17 protein-coding genes are annotated in these 17,079 nt (G+C 41.2%); 7 read left to right on the top strand and 10 right to left on the bottom strand.

What is annotated here, in order from left to right; all coding sequences use genetic code 11:
* Positions 1-18: 18 nt before the first annotated feature.
* The 7 genes from PMAN_RS14845 to fabR form a co-directional block, all read right to left on the bottom strand.
* The gene (locus tag PMAN_RS14845) at positions 19-1,092 is read right to left on the bottom strand and encodes a WD40 repeat domain-containing protein (RefSeq protein ID WP_010557778.1); all 1,074 of its coding nucleotides are present in this window, start codon (positions 1,090-1,092) and stop codon (positions 19-21) included.
* Positions 1,093-1,190: 98 nt separating this feature from the next.
* Positions 1,191-1,712, bottom strand: coding sequence for a DUF2931 family protein (locus tag PMAN_RS14840; RefSeq protein WP_010557779.1), 522 nt, complete (start codon positions 1,710-1,712; stop codon positions 1,191-1,193).
* Positions 1,713-1,814: 102 nt separating this feature from the next.
* Positions 1,815-2,333, bottom strand: a complete 519-nt coding sequence (locus PMAN_RS14835; RefSeq protein WP_010557780.1) for a DUF2931 family protein — start codon at positions 2,331-2,333, stop codon at positions 1,815-1,817.
* Positions 2,318-4,024: a T6SS phospholipase effector Tle1-like catalytic domain-containing protein gene (locus tag PMAN_RS14830; RefSeq protein ID WP_010557781.1), complete on the bottom strand. Its 1,707-nt coding sequence runs from the start codon at positions 4,022-4,024 to the stop codon at positions 2,318-2,320. Before PMAN_RS14830 ends, PMAN_RS14835 begins: the two co-directional genes overlap by 16 nt.
* A 3-nt stretch (positions 4,025-4,027) precedes the next feature.
* Positions 4,028-4,684, bottom strand: coding sequence for a PGRP and LysM peptidoglycan-binding domain-containing protein (locus PMAN_RS14825; protein ID WP_010557782.1), 657 nt, complete (start codon positions 4,682-4,684; stop codon positions 4,028-4,030).
* A 9-nt stretch (positions 4,685-4,693) separates the two neighbouring features.
* Positions 4,694-5,887, bottom strand: a complete 1,194-nt coding sequence (locus PMAN_RS14820) for a hypothetical protein (RefSeq protein WP_010557783.1) — start codon at positions 5,885-5,887, stop codon at positions 4,694-4,696.
* Positions 5,888-6,012: 125 nt separating this feature from the next.
* Positions 6,013-6,630, bottom strand: coding sequence for an HTH-type transcriptional repressor FabR (fabR, locus tag PMAN_RS14815; RefSeq protein ID WP_010557784.1), 618 nt, complete (start codon positions 6,628-6,630; stop codon positions 6,013-6,015).
* A 126-nt stretch (positions 6,631-6,756) separates the two neighbouring features.
* Here fabR and PMAN_RS14810 point away from each other — a divergent pair, with 126 nt between their 5' ends.
* Both PMAN_RS14810 and sthA read left to right on the top strand, forming a co-directional pair.
* Positions 6,757-7,890: an acyl-CoA desaturase gene (locus PMAN_RS14810; RefSeq protein WP_006793749.1), complete on the top strand. Its 1,134-nt coding sequence runs from the start codon at positions 6,757-6,759 to the stop codon at positions 7,888-7,890.
* 13 nt (positions 7,891-7,903) lie between these two features.
* Entirely contained in the window at positions 7,904-9,334 is a 1,431-nt protein-coding gene (sthA, locus tag PMAN_RS14805) for a Si-specific NAD(P)(+) transhydrogenase (RefSeq protein ID WP_010557785.1), read from the top strand.
* 73 nt (positions 9,335-9,407) lie between these two features.
* On the opposite strand, the gene hemE is transcribed toward sthA, so the two are convergent.
* Positions 9,408-10,472 carry a uroporphyrinogen decarboxylase gene (gene hemE, locus PMAN_RS14800; protein WP_008126752.1) on the bottom strand — a complete coding sequence of 355 codons (1,065 nt, stop codon included), beginning with the start codon at positions 10,470-10,472 and terminating at the stop codon, positions 9,408-9,410.
* Between the two features lie 523 nt (positions 10,473-10,995).
* Here hemE and PMAN_RS14795 point away from each other — a divergent pair.
* A complete protein-coding gene (locus PMAN_RS14795; protein WP_008126754.1) occupies positions 10,996-11,466 on the top strand; it encodes an Rsd/AlgQ family anti-sigma factor in 471 nt (156 codons plus the stop codon).
* 71 nt (positions 11,467-11,537) lie between these two features.
* On the opposite strand, the gene fkpA is transcribed toward PMAN_RS14795, so the two are convergent.
* Positions 11,538-12,284 (bottom strand): FKBP-type peptidyl-prolyl cis-trans isomerase, encoded by a 747-nt coding sequence (fkpA, locus tag PMAN_RS14790; protein WP_008126756.1) that lies wholly within the window; start codon positions 12,282-12,284, stop codon positions 11,538-11,540.
* Between the two features lie 216 nt (positions 12,285-12,500).
* Here fkpA and PMAN_RS14785 point away from each other — a divergent pair, with 216 nt between their 5' ends.
* Positions 12,501-13,499, top strand: coding sequence for a WD40 repeat domain-containing protein (locus tag PMAN_RS14785; RefSeq protein WP_008126758.1), 999 nt, complete (start codon positions 12,501-12,503; stop codon positions 13,497-13,499).
* Entirely contained in the window at positions 13,486-13,701 is a 216-nt protein-coding gene (locus PMAN_RS14780) for a SlyX family protein (protein WP_006793743.1), read from the top strand. The genes PMAN_RS14785 and PMAN_RS14780 overlap by 14 nt, the downstream gene beginning before the upstream one ends.
* 30 nt (positions 13,702-13,731) lie before the next feature.
* Here the strand turns inward: PMAN_RS14780 and PMAN_RS14775 are convergent, their stop codons facing one another.
* Positions 13,732-13,935: a YheV family putative zinc ribbon protein gene (locus PMAN_RS14775; RefSeq protein WP_010557786.1), complete on the bottom strand. Its 204-nt coding sequence runs from the start codon at positions 13,933-13,935 to the stop codon at positions 13,732-13,734.
* A 132-nt stretch (positions 13,936-14,067) separates the two neighbouring features.
* On the opposite strand from PMAN_RS14775, the gene PMAN_RS14770 reads away from it, so the two are divergent.
* Together PMAN_RS14770 and PMAN_RS14765 are read left to right on the top strand one after the other, a co-directional pair.
* Positions 14,068-15,990 carry an ATP-binding cassette domain-containing protein gene (locus PMAN_RS14770; RefSeq protein ID WP_010557787.1) on the top strand — a complete coding sequence of 641 codons (1,923 nt, stop codon included), beginning with the start codon at positions 14,068-14,070 and terminating at the stop codon, positions 15,988-15,990.
* Positions 15,974-16,396 carry a TIGR02444 family protein gene (locus tag PMAN_RS14765; protein ID WP_010557788.1) on the top strand — a complete coding sequence of 141 codons (423 nt, stop codon included), beginning with the start codon at positions 15,974-15,976 and terminating at the stop codon, positions 16,394-16,396. The genes PMAN_RS14770 and PMAN_RS14765 overlap by 17 nt, the downstream gene beginning before the upstream one ends.
* Positions 16,397-17,079: the final 683 nt, after the last annotated feature.

Below are 17,079 nucleotides of genomic sequence, written 5' to 3'. Positions count from 1 at the left end.
TTGCTTAGTTCATGCATATTAACTTCCTTGCATTGCCGAATTAGTAATTGCTATAGGGTATATTGAGCCCATACCCCAAATATTATTCTCTTTTTCTAATGCTTCTGATTGCTCGCCTGTCACTATGTTTATTGTTCTTATAATACGCTCGGAAAGGAACCACCCTTTCTCATTACGCTCAGGCAAATTGCGATTGGTATATTCAAGCTGATAATCTTCTTTATTAGAGAAAATAACGCCATTACCTTCCCCTATTTCTGAATGTTTTATTTCAGGGTTGGCAATATTTACCCAATGAAAATGTGCTTTTGGCCTTAAATGAGTCATAAACGCTAAATACTTGCCATCGGGCGAAATTCGATGGTTTTTCATTCTCCACTTACGTGGAAAACCAAAATTAACTTTGCGAACCACTTCACCATTAAACTTATGTATCCAAAAGCCATCGTGCTTTACAGCTAAAAACTCTTTATCTCCCGGAAGTAAAAAAGCAGCGCCACTGTGGTGAATTTGCGGCCGAGAGGTTAGCTCCCCTGTTGGTACATTGTAATTAAAGTTTTTACCATCTGAGTAAAAAATGACGTTTTCACTGTCTGAGGTCCAATTAAACCAAGGGTAGCCTCCTCCACCTGACATGCTAATCAGCTTTTTATCTTTGGTGTCGTATAACTGGCGAGTCGCTCGGTCATTTATATAGCCCGAAATAGCGATATAACGGCTATCTGGTGAGCGAGCTACCTTATGCAGCCCAACAGGTCTGAACTCTATAAATACCTCTTCTGAAATAATACGGCGCCGGTCTGAGCCATCTAACCTTGATGACCAAAGCGTATAAACCTCGCTGTATTTATATTTATTCCAGAACATTAACCGTGGGGTTGAAAATGTATCTGCATCGCCATACACCTCTTCGCGTATTTCGAGTGGCCACTCAGGGTGGTTTTTATGCTCTTTAGCCCATGGGTATTTAGCAACATCAACGGCTGTTGTGTTTGTTATACTTTGCGATGAAGGCTCTGAGCAACCGCTTAGTAATAAGCTAAAACAAACGCTGAGGGCGCAAAGCATGCTGTGATTTTTTAAAAATGTCACTAAAACTATTCTTTTACTAAATGCATTTATTTACGAGGTAATATAAGTAGCAACTTGGCTTGTAGTACCATTATCCAAAGCTACTGACGGCAATCGATTTAAGAGTTATTCTCACGCCATTGTGCTTGCCCTGAGGCTAGCTCGTGTAATACACGCTCTACTCTATTTCTACCTGATGGCGCATTTGATAACCATACTTTTATTTCACCGGTTTCGCTCATACCAATTATTAGGTAAGGGATGATCTCTTTTGCTTTACGACCTGTGCTTACAACAGTATATCTAGGTAAGTCTTTAGCTAACCTATAACCATTTTTATCTATTGCCACTTCACCAAAGTAAAATCTATTTTCAGACTTATCTAACCACTCAACCGCAACTTTTTCTGGGAACTTTTGATCGTAAACACTTACAGTACCACCAGCTTGTGCGTAACAGCATTCTATTGCACCGGAAGGGATCCCCCACTCATCATCAAATACTATTGAGCGGCCCCAAATTGCATTGCCATTTTCGGTGCCGACACCTGCGACCATGTAATCAATTTTACCTGTTGACGAGCACCCTACGGCGAATAATGTTAAAGTGAGTGTGATGAGTAATTTTATGAGCTTGTCCATAATCTATATCCGTTAATTAATTGTGACTGCCATTGCTTATTTGCTTCAGCTTGCACAGGCCGGTTATAATTTCCTGCTGAGGAGGGAAGGGTAATGGCTTAGTTACTTATTCTCACGCCATTGTGCTTGCCCAGAGCCAAGCTCGTGTAATACGCGACCTGTTCTATTCATTCCTGAGCTTGTATTTGATAGCCACACTTTTATTTCGCCAGTTTCGCCCATGCCAACAATTAAATAAGGCCTGATATTTTCTTCTACTTCTCCTGTACTTACCCATGTATAAGCAGGTAAATTTTTAGCTAATTTATAGCCATTTTTATCTATTGCCACTTCACCGTAGTAAATTCTGTTCTCTGACTTATCTAACCATTCAACCGCGACTTTTTCTGGGAATTTTTGATTGTAAACACTCACAGTACCACCAGCTTGTGCGTAACAACATTCTATTGCACCGGAAGGAATACCCCACTCATCATCAAATACCACAGAGCGCCCCCAAATTGCATTGCCATTTTCCGTGCCAACACCTGCAACCATGTAATCAATTTTACCTGTTGAAGAACATCCTACAGCGAATAATATTAAAGCGAGTGTGATAAGTAATTTTATGAGCTTGTCCATAATCTATATCCATTTATTAGTTGTGATTGCCATTGCTCACTCTTTTCAGCCTGTTCTGGCTGATTGTAAAAAAGCTCACGTTGTTGGTTTTTAGTGGTGAATTCAGCGTCTTCTTCAGGGCCATGAGCAATCGCATCAATCGTTGCTGAATATTTAACACTGTGGTGGATGTAATCTTTATATAAAGCCTGCCAGGCATCACTTTGTGGGCCAAAGCTACGGGCGCTATCAACCAGTGCTTTAAGCTCGTTAGGTAAAATATAAGGTATAGCTTGGCCGTCAGCTTGTTTACGGTTAGCAAGTTCCGTTAAGCTTTGTAGTGGCACCCCTTGGTTAACCGCCGCTTCATACATTAGCGCTAGGCTATAATGGGGTAAGGTATTATTTAAATTGCGCCGCCAATACGGTTTATAGCCGGTATAAACCGTATACTCTGATTCATTACGAATTCGCTTTGGCTTTCTGTTCATCCTTGGCCTACTTGCTTTAAATTCAATATTAATTGTTGGCCAATAATATTTTTGCTCAAGTGACTTTTTAAGCTGCGCTAATTCTTTATCGTGCTCTGGCTCTCCGGCTTGCCCCGCAATATATTGCCACGGGTATAATATGGTTGTTTCTACGGGGCCATAACCGCCGCCAATATCTGAGTGCACACCCGGTAATTCAATCTCTTGCTGGTTTTTAAGGAGCTGCTTATTACGAGTGCGTAATGAACTGAGTGGAAATTTATCTCGCTTTTCATCAAACGCCGCTAAGTGCATTACAAACCCCGCACTACTACTTGCTAGGTTTAAATTAACAGAGTAATCAAGCTCATCATTAGCATAAAACTCACTGTGGTTGTTATCACCATCACCACCAATAGATGCAACGCTGTCGAATAAGCCAACAAAGCGAATAACCGGCTTAATACCGCCCCAATAGTGTGGATTATTTTTATAAATCGCATTCACTTGATTAACAAATGCCCGTGCTTGCGCTGCACCACGGCTAAAACCAAATACGTCAATAACCCCAGTTTTTACGTACGCAAATTTTTTGAAAAACTCAATAGTTCTGAATAGCGTTTGCTCTATGCGTTCATCAAAACTAAACGCTAAGCCCATATCTAAGGTTGAATCGCTTTCATTTGCTTTAGTACCAATACCTTCTTCATAATGCCTATCTTGAAAAGCCTTTACTGGATATAACTCAAACAACTTAACCACATTAGTTGGTTCATTCGCGTCGGTTGAATCTTGTATGTCGTTAAGGCGGTTATTCCCTGTGCCATCAAAAAATACACCAAAGCTAGGGGGCTCTGCGAGCAAGGTTATTTCAATATGGCCTTTTGGTAATATTTTATGTTCGAGTAATTGCGGCCCGCCTTTTTCACCAATATTGAATGACTGAACTTTTAACAGGTCAAAATAATCTGCAAAGCTTTGTTCGTTAATAAGGGTTAATTCTGCTTCGCCCGCTATAGTTACTTTTAAGGTATAAAGCGCTTGTTGTGACAGGTTTTTAAAGTGGTACTGTTGATTGCCCTGTTGCTCTAAGTTAACCGTACTACCTTGGCTAAACAACTGCGCTTTTATAGCTACATCACCAATCACTTTAACTATGATATGTTTTTGTAACGCACCTACATTTGTTTTTATAACTAGTGTGTTAACTTTATTGACTGCCATGGGCATTGCTTGGCTCATAACTTAGGCTCCATAAACATAAACAAGACGGCTTTTAGTAACCGGCCCTGCAATGCCGTCTACCTGTAGTTGTTGCGCTTGTTGAAATTCCCTCACACCGGCTTTGGTTTTTGCACCGTTAACACCATCAACCGTACCACAATCAAAACCCAACATATTGCACCTGCCTTGCACACCTGAAAGCGTATCGATTGGATCTAGGTTGCCTATTTGCACGTTAAAGCTTTTAGTTGGTGTGGTTTCACCTTCATTTAGATATAAATCAATGGTGCCGGTTAGGGCGTCGTTATTATTAAGCTCTACTTCAATAAGCCCATCACTTTGCAGTACGGTATCTATTGTTTGGCTACCAATACTAAGTACTACGCGTTTACCGGTAACATCATCGCCGTCGTCGTACGATACTTGCAATCGAAAATACTCTTTTTCGTTTTGTACCACAAAGCTATTAATGCTGTTGGTGCGCAGCGGTATGAACTTTTCTTTTTTTGGCGGAATCGTAATTTTATCGCCCGGGTAAATTAAGTTTGGGTCTGGGCGTAGGGCTTTAAACTCTGCATTGCTTGGGTGGTTGTAAAGCGCTTTAGATGTTTGGTAGCCGTATTGCTTTGCTATGCGCAATAGCGTTTCACCTTGGGCTACGGTGTGTTGTTGGGTCATTGTATATCCTTAAACTTTACCTACAGACCAATCTTCGCTGTCGAGTTCAAAAAAGCTGACTTTAGCGTTTTCAAAGTCGGGGCCTGATACGTTGGCATAGCCGTTTTGGTCAAGCTGCCCGGTAATAATGTGGCCGTTGCGTAGGCGTATTTTGTAGCCCATGTTAGCTTGTGGCTCGCCAGCTTCGTCGAGTAGTTCTATTTCGTAGGCTAAAGTGGGTTGTTCAACAGTAAATGTGGTGGTGTCGGTTGCGCCACTGGCCGTTACCGTAACATTATAAATACCCGGTTTTACTTCAGCGTAGTGCTGCCAAAACGAGACTTCGTCGGGGCGTTTTTTTTCTAGTTGTAGCGTTATTTGCCCACTAGTTGGCCCTTGCCACTGAATAACTACACTGCGGCTGTTACTGCATGAGCCTTCAATATTAAGTTTCCAACCATTGGGGACTGTTAAGCTTGTGCCTGCTTTTGCAGGTTTGCGTTCGCTATAGCCTAAGTTGTAATCGTAAATTAAGTTGGCATTTTTATAGCCGGTATATTGCTGTGCGAGTTGCTCTACGGTTTCGGCGGCGCTAAGTACGTGAGTTGTAAAATTTTGCCTAACTGTGTGCGATGCTTTTAATAGCATTGTGCTGTTTAGCTCTGGCTTATAAATACGTATAGCGGGGGTATACTGCTGCGCAGGGCGAGGTTTTTTTGTTGTTTTAGCCTTATAGCTTTGCTGGTTTATATACTGTGGTGTATTTTGCGCCGCTGCTAGGCTATTAATAAATGCAGGTGTATTAGGGGCTATAACCCCTTTATTGGTAAAGTTATTACTTTGTAGCGCTGCTTGCGATGATGCTATTGAGCCATTATTAATTGCGCCTGAGTATTTTGTGGGTGCTTGAGTTTGTTTTGGATAAATAGCTACACGCGTACTGGCGAGCTTGTAAGCCGAATACGACACTTTTTGCCACTCTTTATTTTTTACCCAGTATTGGCTGCGTGTATCGTCCCGCAGGCAAGCAGCTTGATACTTGTCTACCACACCAAATAAATTACTTTGTAATTTGCTCTGTAGTACTTTTGGCAGTTGGCAAAATTGAGCACGGCTTAAATGAGAGAATATAACCACGGGCTGAGAGTTTTCAAGCTCGTGATGTGGTTGTTCAAACAATGGGGGGTAATTTAAGTTCACCGGATCCTTGGTGAGCATTTGCATCCTCGCTTTCTCTTTGTAAGAGAGTTGTTTATTTTTTACTGTCTAGGTAACGCGCTGCTGTTACAACGCGTAATATAATGAAATTAGAACAATAAATCTACAATGTTTTATGTAAATAATTTAAATTAGTCAGCCTTTTCTCTTACATAATGGGTTGCACCACGCGTTATGTAACGCAGCTGCCAAATAACACGCTCAACAAGTTCGTCAAGTTGTTGGCCTTCTATATCTAATGCTTCAGCGCCGGCGTTAAATACCAGTGTTACCATGGCTTCTGATTGGATGTAGGCGTGTATGGCGTCGCACTTGGTTTCGCTTTCTAAATAGTGGGCAAGCTCTAAAATAAAGTGTTTGATTTCGCGTGCGACTGCGGCTCTAAAGGCCTTAGATGTGCCAGAGCGCTCACGCAGTAATAACCTAAATTGGTTACTTGAGCTGTCTATAAATTCCATAAACGTAACAACCGAGGTGTTGATTACACTGCCACCGTCGTTTGCTATGCGTCTGCGGGCTTGGCGCATTAGCTGGCGAAGGGTTAAACCGGCTTCGTCTACCATGGTTAAACCTAGCTCGTTCATGTCTTTAAAATGGCGATAAAACGAGGTGGGCGCAATGCCAGCTTCGCGGGCTACTTCGCGTAAACTTAAATTCGAAAAGCTGTGATCTGCACTTAGCTGATTAAATGCCGCCTGAATTAAGGCTTGTCGTGTTTTTTGTTTCTGTTGCGCTCTAACACCCGACATCAACAACTCCCTGAATAATTTTATATTAATATTTAGTGATAATAGCTCAATTCCCCAGTCTAATACTTGACGGCGAGAGTTTGAAATACTATTTTAGCTTACAGTTGTACGCTGAGATTGAGAATGATGAATAAACCACCGATTATCTGGACAAACGTCCTATTTTTTAGCCTTACCTTTTTAGCGGCTATCACACTTGTTCCTTGGTATGGCATTAGCTACGGATTTACCAGCGCACATTGGATTGCTTTTGTAGCCTGTATGTTTTTTGCGGGCCTATCTATCACAGCCGGTTACCACCGTTTATGGGCACATAAAACGTATAATGCTCATCCTGCTGTTGAATTTATTTTTGCCCTTGGCGGTGCGTTTGCGTTGCAAAACAGCGCTCTGCACTGGAGTAGCGATCACCGTATACACCATGGCCAAGTTGACGACCCAATAAAAGACCCTTACGCCGCAACCAATGGCTTTTGGTACAGCCACATTGGCTGGATGTTACGTGACTACCAAGGCGATAGCTACGGTGATTACAGTAATTGTCGTGATTTACAGCGAAATAAAATCGTTATGTGGCAACACAAGCACTACCTAAAACTAGTTATTGCGATGAATGTTGGCCTACCATTAGTACTTGGTTTATTAGTGGGCGACGTGTGGGGTATGCTTATTTTAGCGGGTTTACTGCGTTTAGTATTAAGCCAACACTTTACCTTTTTTATTAACTCGGTGGCCCACATATGGGGTTCGCGCCCATACACTGAAAAAAATACCGCGCGCGATAATGGCTTTTTAGCGTTATTTACTTATGGTGAGGGTTACCATAACTTTCATCATATTTTTGCAAGTGATTACCGTAATGGGATTAAGTGGTTTCATTATGACCCCACTAAATGGATGATTCGCTCTTTAGCTGCTGTTGGTTTAGCCAGTAAATTAAAGCGTACCCCTGTTGAGCGCATAGAAAAAGCTAAAGCCGATACGCTTATGAGCAAAACGCAAACACGCCTTGCAAAATTGCCTTTAGCGCAAGATAGGCTTACATTATTACAACAAGAATACGATTTATTGCTGAAAAAACTGCAGACTTATTGTTCACTTCAAAAACAAGTTTTAGAAGTTAAAAAAAATAATATGGCAAAGCAGTGTGAACGTTCAGCTTTAATGGCACAATATCACGAGCTGGAAGCCGCCTGGGAAAATCAAAAGCAGGCATGGCTAGCACTTAATGCGAGGTTATTAAAAGCCTCTTTTAATTAATTTAGGAGTGGCTGTGGCCAAACAACCAGAACAGAAAAAAGCACCCGTAAGTTTCCAATATGACGCAATAATTATTGGTACGGGCCCTGGCGGTGAAGGCACCGCCATGAACCTTTCGAAAAACAATAAAAAAGTAGCGGTTATAGAGCGCCAAGAAACAGTCGGCGGCGGTTGTGTACATTGGGGAACAATCCCTTCTAAAGCATTGCGTCACTCGGTTAGCCGCTACATTGAATACAAAGCCAACCCGTTGTTTAATATTGGTGAACGCCCGAGTCGTTTAACGTTTCCTGATATTTTACGTCACGCAAGTTCGGTTATTTCTAAGCAGTCTAATTTACGTAGTAGCTTTTACGATCGTAATCGTATTCATATGTTTCAAGGTGATGCGAGCTTTGTTGATAAACACACTGTTGAAGTAAAACGTCTTGACGGTTCAACCGAGCGTATTACTGCAAAAACAATTGTTATTGCTACGGGCTCTCGCCCTTACCGCCCACCTGAAGTTGATTTTAGCCATTCTCGTATTTACGAGAGCGATACTATTTTAGGCCTTGAGCACGACCCTCAGCGCGTACTTATATACGGCGCAGGGGTTATTGGCTGTGAGTATGCTTCTATTTTTAAAGGTTTAGGCGCTAAAGTTGATTTAGTGAATACTCGCGACCGTTTACTTGCCTTTATGGATGCTGAAATATCAGATGCACTTAGCTACCACTTTTGGAATAGCGGCATTGTTATTCGTCATAACGAAGAGTTTGATCGTGTAGAAACGCGCGACGATTGCGTTGTTATGCATTTAAAATCGGGCAAGCGTGTAAAGGCTGACTGTATTTTATTTGCGAATGGCCGCACAGGTAACACTGACACACTTAACCTTGAAGCCATTGGCTTAAAAGCCGACGGCCGTGGGCAAATAAAAGTAAACGAAACCTACCAAACTGAGGTTGAAAACGTTTATGCGGTAGGCGATGTAATTGGCTACCCAAGCCTAGCTAGTGCTGCGTTTGACCAAGGCCGTATTGCAGCTGATGCAATAGCCTGTGGTAACTGTGATGATAAGTTAATTATTGATATTCCGGCGGGTATTTATACCATTCCTGAAATGAGTTCCGTGGGCAAAACAGAGCAAGAACTAACCGCTGCTAAAGTACCTTACGAAGTAGGCCGCGCTCAGTTTAAACATCTTGCACGCGCGCAGATTGCAGGTACTGAAGTAGGTAGTTTAAAAATATTATTCCACACCGAAACCAAAGAAGTACTTGGGGTACATTGCTTTGGCGAACGTGCCTCTGAAATTGTTCACATTGGCCAGGCCATTATGGAGCAAAAAAATGGTGGCAATAATATCGACTACTTCGTAAATACCACATTTAACTACCCAACCATGGCAGAAGCCTATCGAGTTGCAGCATTGAATGGTTTAAATCGCTTGTTTAAGTAAGCACTTTAAAGCGTATAAACAAAAAGCCCGCTGTTAAGCGGGCTTTTTAGTATTAATGCATAAAACACATTAATTATTTGTGATACTGGCCGCTAAGCTCGTGCACGGCATTAATAAATACACCGGCATTTTCTGGGTCAACATCTGGCGTAATACCGTGACCTAAGTTAAACACATGGCCATTGCCTGTACCAAAGTCTTCTAAAATAGTGCCTACTTCTTGGCGTATACGATCTGGCGTACCATGTAGCATTGACGGGTCCATGTTACCTTGCAAGGCCACTTTATCGCCTACGCGGCGTTTAGCATCGCCAATATTAATGGTCCAATCTAGGCCTACTGCATCACAACCTGTGGCTGCAATGGCTTCTATCCACTGGCCGCCATTTTTAGTAAATAATGTTACTGGCACTTTGCGACCATCGTACTCACGTATCAGGCCATCAACAATTTTGTGCATGTATTGCAGTGAAAACTCGTTGTAGTCGCGCGGGCTTAATACACCGCCCCACGAATCAAATACCATTAACGACTGTGCGCCGGCTTTTACTTGTGCGTTTAAGTAGTCGATTACTGAATCAGCAAGTTTGTCTAATAGTAAATGCAGTGTCTGCGGCTCTGCAAACGCCATTTTTTTAATTTTACCAAATACTTTGCTGCTACCGCCTTCAACCATGTAGGTAGCAAGTGTCCATGGTGAGCCAGAAAAACCAATAAGTGGTACTTCGCCTTTAAGTTCACGACGGATAGTGCTTACCGCGTTCATTACATAGCCAAGCTCGTCAGTTGGATCGAGCTTAGGTATTTTTTTAACATCTGCAAGCGATGAAATAGGACGTTCAAATTTAGGGCCTTCACCTGTTTCGAAGTACAAACCTAAACCCATTGCATCAGGAATCGTTAAAATGTCGCTGAACAAAATAGCCGCGTCTAATGGGTAACGACGCAGTGGCTGAAGTGTTACCTCACAGGCAAGCTCAGCATTACGGCACAGGCTCATAAAATCGCCCGCTTGCGCACGTGTAGCACGGTACTCTGGTAAATAACGTCCAGCTTGACGCATCATCCATACAGGCGTTACATCAACGGGTTGCTTTGCAAGTGCACGTAAATAACGGTCGTTTTTTAATTCGCTCATGGCGTAAATGATCCTAATGCTTATAGAAATTGTGCAAGATTGTACCACCATATTCATCGCCTCTCTATTTCTTAAAGACGAAAACGCCCTTACATAGAAGCAGATCAATAATATTGACGGTTTTAATCCGTTTTGATTATAAATTAGGCAAAAAACACTAACATTTAAAACTTTTTGTTAATATGTTTGCAACATAACAAAAACCTTGGTATTGTCTTTCCCGCGTTAACAAAAACAATAATAAATTATTAAAACAATAAAAATAAAAAGTTTTAAATAATAACAATAAAAATCATTTAATAAAAATAAGAAAGCTTGTTATAACAAGCCACTTGAAGAAATTAGACCACCTTAACCGGTGGTTTTTTCTTGCCTGCAATAAAATATTTAGCCTTTCAATAAATAATTCTTCTGCACTTTTACAACATCTGCATTACTTGTTGATATACACGCAAATTAAATATATCTTGATGTACATAAAAACGAATGTAACTAAAAACCAACCCAGCTTAGGAGAACAGTTATGCTGACGCGTGTAGAAAAAGCTCAACAGAAATGGGGTGGTAGCCATACAGTAATCGATAACTGGCTTAATGAACGCCAAGAACTTATTGTACTGTATTGCAAGATTGCAGGGTTTGCGCCTTATGATAAAAAAGATCACGCGCTACCAGAGCCTGAACAAATACAGTCTTTTTGCCAACTCCTTATGGATTACCTCTCTGCAGGGCATTTTGAAGTGTACGATGATATTGCTAAAGCCTGTGAAAAAAAGGGCTTAGAGAGCCAAAAGCTTGCAAACTCAATTTATCCGCGTATTTCAAGCACCACCGATGTCGCACTTGATTTTAATGACAAGTACGCTGAAGTAAATAAAGAAGACTTATTAGAAGGGTTTGATAACGACCTTTCAGTTATTGGTGAGTCATTAGAGCTTCGTTTTGAGCTTGAAGATGAACTGATTGATAACCTGTTTTCTAATCATACTGATTAAATCAAGATTTAATTAAGTTACACGAATTAAAAAAGGGACCCTAAGGTCCCTTTTTACGTTTTAAGCTTGGCTTATTCTGCAGGTGCTTCTGCATTTTGAATTTCTAGTAATTCAACTTCAAAAACAAGTGTTGAATTAGCTGGAATTTTACCAAGGTCACGATCGCCGTAAGCAAGCTCTGAAGGAATAGTAAACTTATACTTAGACCCTACAGGCATAAGTTGTAAACCTTCCGTCCAACCAGCAATTACGCGATTAAGTGGGAATGTAGTTGGTTCGTTACGTGCGTATGAGCTATCAAACTCAGTGCCGTCTAATAAAGTACCTTTGTAATGTACTTTAACAACGTCTGTTGCTGCTGGCTTTTCGCCTTCGCCTTCGCTTAATACTTCGTATTGTAAGCCAGACTCAGTTACTGTTACGCCTTCTTTTTTAGCGTTATCAGCTAGGTATTGAACACCTGCCGCTTTGCTTTTTTCAGACTCAACTTTCGCTTTTTCTTCTTGCTTAGTGCGTACTGAGGTATCTAAAGCTGTTAACACTTCACGAATTTTCTCTTCGTCAATTTTTGCATTGCCAGCAAGTGCATCTTCAAAACCACGAATTAATAGCGCTTGGTCTAGCTCAATGCCAATTTCAGATTTGTCTGCTAGGTCTTTATTTAAAAAGTTACCTACAGAAGCACCAATACCGTATGCTTGTTGTTGCTCTACAGTGTCTAATGTTACTTCAGCTTGCTCTTTTTTTGCTTCTTGATTACAAGCTGTAAGCGCTAAAACCGACGCTGCAATCAATGACAATCTAATCGTCTTTTTCATTTTAAATCTCCGACATACTTTGCAGTTGTCATTTATTGTAATATTACTAGTTAAAGATTAACGCCCTACATGGTAGGCTGTTTGTTTAATAACTAAAGTCTGTATTGTTAGCTAAACTTAGAAATATATATCCAGTGATTAGACAAACAACCTAGGCATTTAACGCACCTAGTCTAACCTCTCAGTCACTAAGAGTTAAGAGGAAATACCTGTAAGATGTCGATATTTCGTACTTTTTTAATCGTTTTTAGCTGTTTTTTAGCCATTGCCTGTACCGATAAAAAAAATCAATCGGTAGAAAGCTTTGAGCATACCGCACAAGGTGCATTTTCGTCAGCTCTCTCTCACGATGGAAAGTACAGTTTAATCTCTTCTATCAACCATGGGGTCGCGCTGTGGGATAATCAACAGCACGTTTTAAAATACCAATGGTTTCAGCAGCAATCTCAAGACAACTTAGTTTACAGCCTTGCTATTGCCTTTGATAACAGCGTGGCGGTTACCGCAGAAAAAACTACTTTCGCGGTGTGGGATATCAGCACTGGCGAAAACAAAGGCTATTACAAAATACAAAAAGCCACGATTCGAGATATTGCCATTAGTAACCAAGGTCGCAGTGTATTATATGGCCGTAGCGATGGTGTGGTTGTATTTTTAAACCTTGAAACCGGACGTCGCATTGAGTTTTTAGGCCATCAAGATAAAGTTAACACCGTTGATTTGGCGCCTAATGGGCGCTACGCATTAAGCGGCTCTAACGACTACGTGGCCTATTTTTGGGATACCAATACAGGCCAAGTTATTCATCGCTTTAGCCACCCAACTCGTGTTACTCAAGTAACCCTTGATCCACAAGGTCGCTTTGCATTTACCGCCGACAGTATGGCACAAGCACATGTATGGAAACTGACTACAGGTGATCTTGTGAGTAAACTGGCGTATATTGCGCGTCAGAAAATTTTTACCGCCGTGCGCTTTAACGAGCAAGGCACATTGCTGGCAACGGGTTCGCCTAATAAGCGAGTTGATTTATGGCAAATATCAAGCGGTGAAAAAATTCAAACGTGGCAAGTTACGCCGCGAGAAGGCAGTAAACCAAAATCGGCCGTTGTGCTTGATGTGGCATTTATAGATAACGATAAGTCGTTGTTAACCGAAAGCTCCAGCGGTATCGCAGAGCGATTTATTATACGAGACACTAATGAACACAATTGAACACCGCGTAATGGAACTTGAAGCCAAAGTAGCTTTTCAAGATGAAACGATTGAAATCTTAAACGATGAGATCAAAGTGCACCAGCAAATGCTAGCTAAAATGAAACGCCAAACAGAGCTGCTGGCAGAAAAAATTAAAGAAGCGCAAACCTCGCCTTCTATGATGTCTAATATGCCAGAGCCGCCGCCTCCGCATTACTAAAAGGTGTGTACTTAGGCAATAAAAACCGGGTTAGTCGCCCGGTTTAAACACACCAATGACTTGCTCAAATTGGCGAGTAGATGCCTGAACAGCGTTCTCTGGTTGTGACATTTTATGCCCACACTCAACACACTCTACTTTTTCAACATCATGTTCTCTGTAAAGCATCATTGTATCCATGGCTTTGCAGTCAGGGCACGATGCACCAGCAATAAATCGCTTCTTTTGTCTCACAACATTTTTCCTGTGGTTTGAACTACAACTATTTTATCGTATAACATCACTTGTTGATACGCTTGATAAGCGCATTAAGTTCTATGGTATGATAGCGCCAACTTAACAAGGGTACAGTAAAGTAACGCATTCATGATCCAAATATCAGAAATAGAACTCCTTCGTGGCGGAACAGCCTTATTAAAAAATGCATCAGCTACGTTATTTCCAGAGCACAAAGTAGGCCTTGTGGGCGCCAATGGCTGTGGAAAATCAACCTTATTTGGTTTACTAAAATCTGAATTGCAACTTGATGCTGGTAATTGCAGTATTCCTAAAGATTGGTCTATTGCCTCGGTTAAACAAGAAACCCCAGCCCTCGAAATAAGCGCGATTGATTATGTATTACAAGGACACCCTGAATACTACGCGCTGCGTATTGCGCTGAGAGAAGCAGAACAAAATAACGATGGCGATACCCAAGCCAAAGTGCATATTCAGCTAGAAAACATGAAAGGCTACAGCATTGAATCGCAAGCTGGCGAGCTATTGCATGGGTTAGGATTTGCTAATAACCAAATAGAAAACTCTGTTAGTGCGTTTTCGGGGGGGTGGCGCATGCGTTTAAACCTTGCCCAAGCACTTATTCGAAACGCTGATTTACTATTACTCGATGAGCCGACAAACCACCTTGATTTAGATGCCGTATATTGGCTTGAACGCTTTTTACGTGCCTACACAGGCACACTGGTACTTATATCGCACGACCGTGAGTTTTTAGATGCAGTGGTTGATCAAATTTGGCACATAGATAAACAACTTATCAATGTATACAAAGGTAACTACTCGCAGTTTGAACGCCAAAAAGCAGAGCGTTTATTACAACAGCAAGCCATGTTCGAAAAACAGCAAGAGCAAATTGCTCATCTAGAACAGTTTATTACTCGCTTTAAAGCAAAAGCCAGTAAAGCTAAACAGGCGCAAAGCCGTGTTAAAGCACTTGAGCGTATGGAAAAGCTTGCCCCTGCACATGCCGACTCACCATTTAATTTTGAGTTTGCAGAGCCATTAGCGCTACCAAACCCACTCATGACGCTCGACAAAGCTCAAGCCGGGTATGGCGACGTAACTATTTTAAATAGTATTAAGCTAAACCTGGTACCTGGCAGCCGTATTGCACTGCTTGGTAGAAATGGCGCAGGTAAATCCACATTAATTAAATTACTTGCCGGCGACTTAAAACCACAAGCTGGGGATGTATTTCAGCACCAAGGCCTTAATATTGGCTATTTTGCACAGCACCAGCTTGAATCCCTTGACTTAAAAGCCAGCGCAATTACGCATTTACAACGTTTAAACCCAAAAGCTACTGAACAATCACTACGCGACTTTTTAGGCGGCTTTGCCTTTATTGGCGATAAAGCGCTTGAGCCTGTAGCACCGTTTTCAGGTGGTGAAAAAGCCCGTTTAGTGCTGGCTATGTTGGTATATCAAAAACCAAATTTACTGCTACTCGATGAGCCTACCAACCACCTTGACTTAGAAATGCGCCATGCACTTGTTATGGCCCTGCAAGGCTTTGAAGGCGCTATGGTTACCGTATCGCATGACCGCCACATGCTGAAAAACACCGCCGATGAGTTTTACCTTGTAGACAGCGGTGAAGTAACCCAATTTGGCTACGAACTTGACGATTATTACCAATGGCTTCTCAATGCGAATAAAGCGGCTACTAAATCGGAGCAGGCTGATGAGCCAAAAGCAAACTCAGGGGTTAATAGAAAAGAGCAAAAGCGCTTAGAGGCTGAATTTAGAAAAGCCATTCAACCGCTTAAAAAGCAAATTGAGAAACTTGAAAAGCAGCTCGACAAACACGCCGCAGAGCTCAGCGAAGTAGAAGTTGCACTTGGCGATAACGAACTCTATAACGATGACAACAAAGCCCAGTTAAAAGAGTTAATTGCTAAGCAAGCCACGCTTACGCCTAAACTTAACGATATTGAAGAAGAGTTACTTATGGCGCTTGAAGAAATGGAAGAAAAAGAACAGGCCTTTGCCGATGAACTTGCTCAATAAAGACGACTTTTGGCAGTTTGCGTGCACCTTGTACGCAAAACCTGGGCAACAAAATACCTTGCTGGCATTACAGAACCAACAGGGTATAAATGTAAATTTATGCTTATTACTTTATTATTTAGATTCGTTAAATTTGAGCATTAATACTGCGCAACTAAGCCACTTACAAAAAGTGGTTAGTGAGTTTGATACTCTCGCATTAAAACCTCTGCGCGCCACACGCAGCTATTTAAAAGCTAACCAGAATACAATAAGTGATTACGCCACAATACGCGCAGAGTTACTAAGCACTGAGCTGAAACTTGAAAAACAACAGCAACATACGTTGATTGAAGCAGTAAATGAGTTTGAATTAGTTAAACATACAGAGCCAAACAATATTGAGCTATATGTGAAAGCCACCTAAGCTATGAGTTTTTATACCCTATTCCACTGCTCATTTTCTTCTCTTTGTGCAAAAGGTCTTTAAGTGATTTATTTACAAAGAGATTGGGAGACGCTTCGCTTTTGAGGAAAACAAACTAAATTACTTAAATATAATTATTGAGCGGTTGTTTGGCTCAGTAGTTTATTACACTGCCCTCATTTACTTCTCTTTTTCTCTTTGTTCAAAAGATATTTAAGCCAATTAATCACAAAGAGGTCTAGAGGCGCTTTGCTTTTAGAGAAAAATAGCCCCTGCTTAAGATTTCACTATCTAATACCTTTAACCTGACCCTTTATCTCTTCAAACTCCGCTCAAAATATGATCCAAATCAACTTCTAGTTTGCTGCTAGGTAACTATAGGAAATAGCTTGATCTGGATCATATATGTCAATACAACCCCGGACTATGATTAACCCATAAACATCAGGAGGCAATTATGGACGTATTCTTTAGAGATTTTTTTAGCGACCCAGTGTTATTTCTATCATTTGGCTTTTTAGGCGTCGTTATTAGTTTATGCCTATTTTTTGTGTATTTTTTCATGAAAAAAGTACACGACGCTGATCTGAAAGAACAACATTAAAAAATTAAGCACGACGCACAAAGCGCCTAATTAGTTATTAATTAGGCGCTTTTTATTCTTTTTGATACACTAACGCTTC

It is taken from the genome of Pseudoalteromonas marina (assembly GCF_000238335.3).
Lineage (GTDB): Bacteria > Pseudomonadota > Gammaproteobacteria > Enterobacterales > Alteromonadaceae > Pseudoalteromonas > Pseudoalteromonas marina.
Note: the sequence above shows the minus strand (reverse complement) of the source record. Positions and strands in the feature narration are given on the sequence as shown.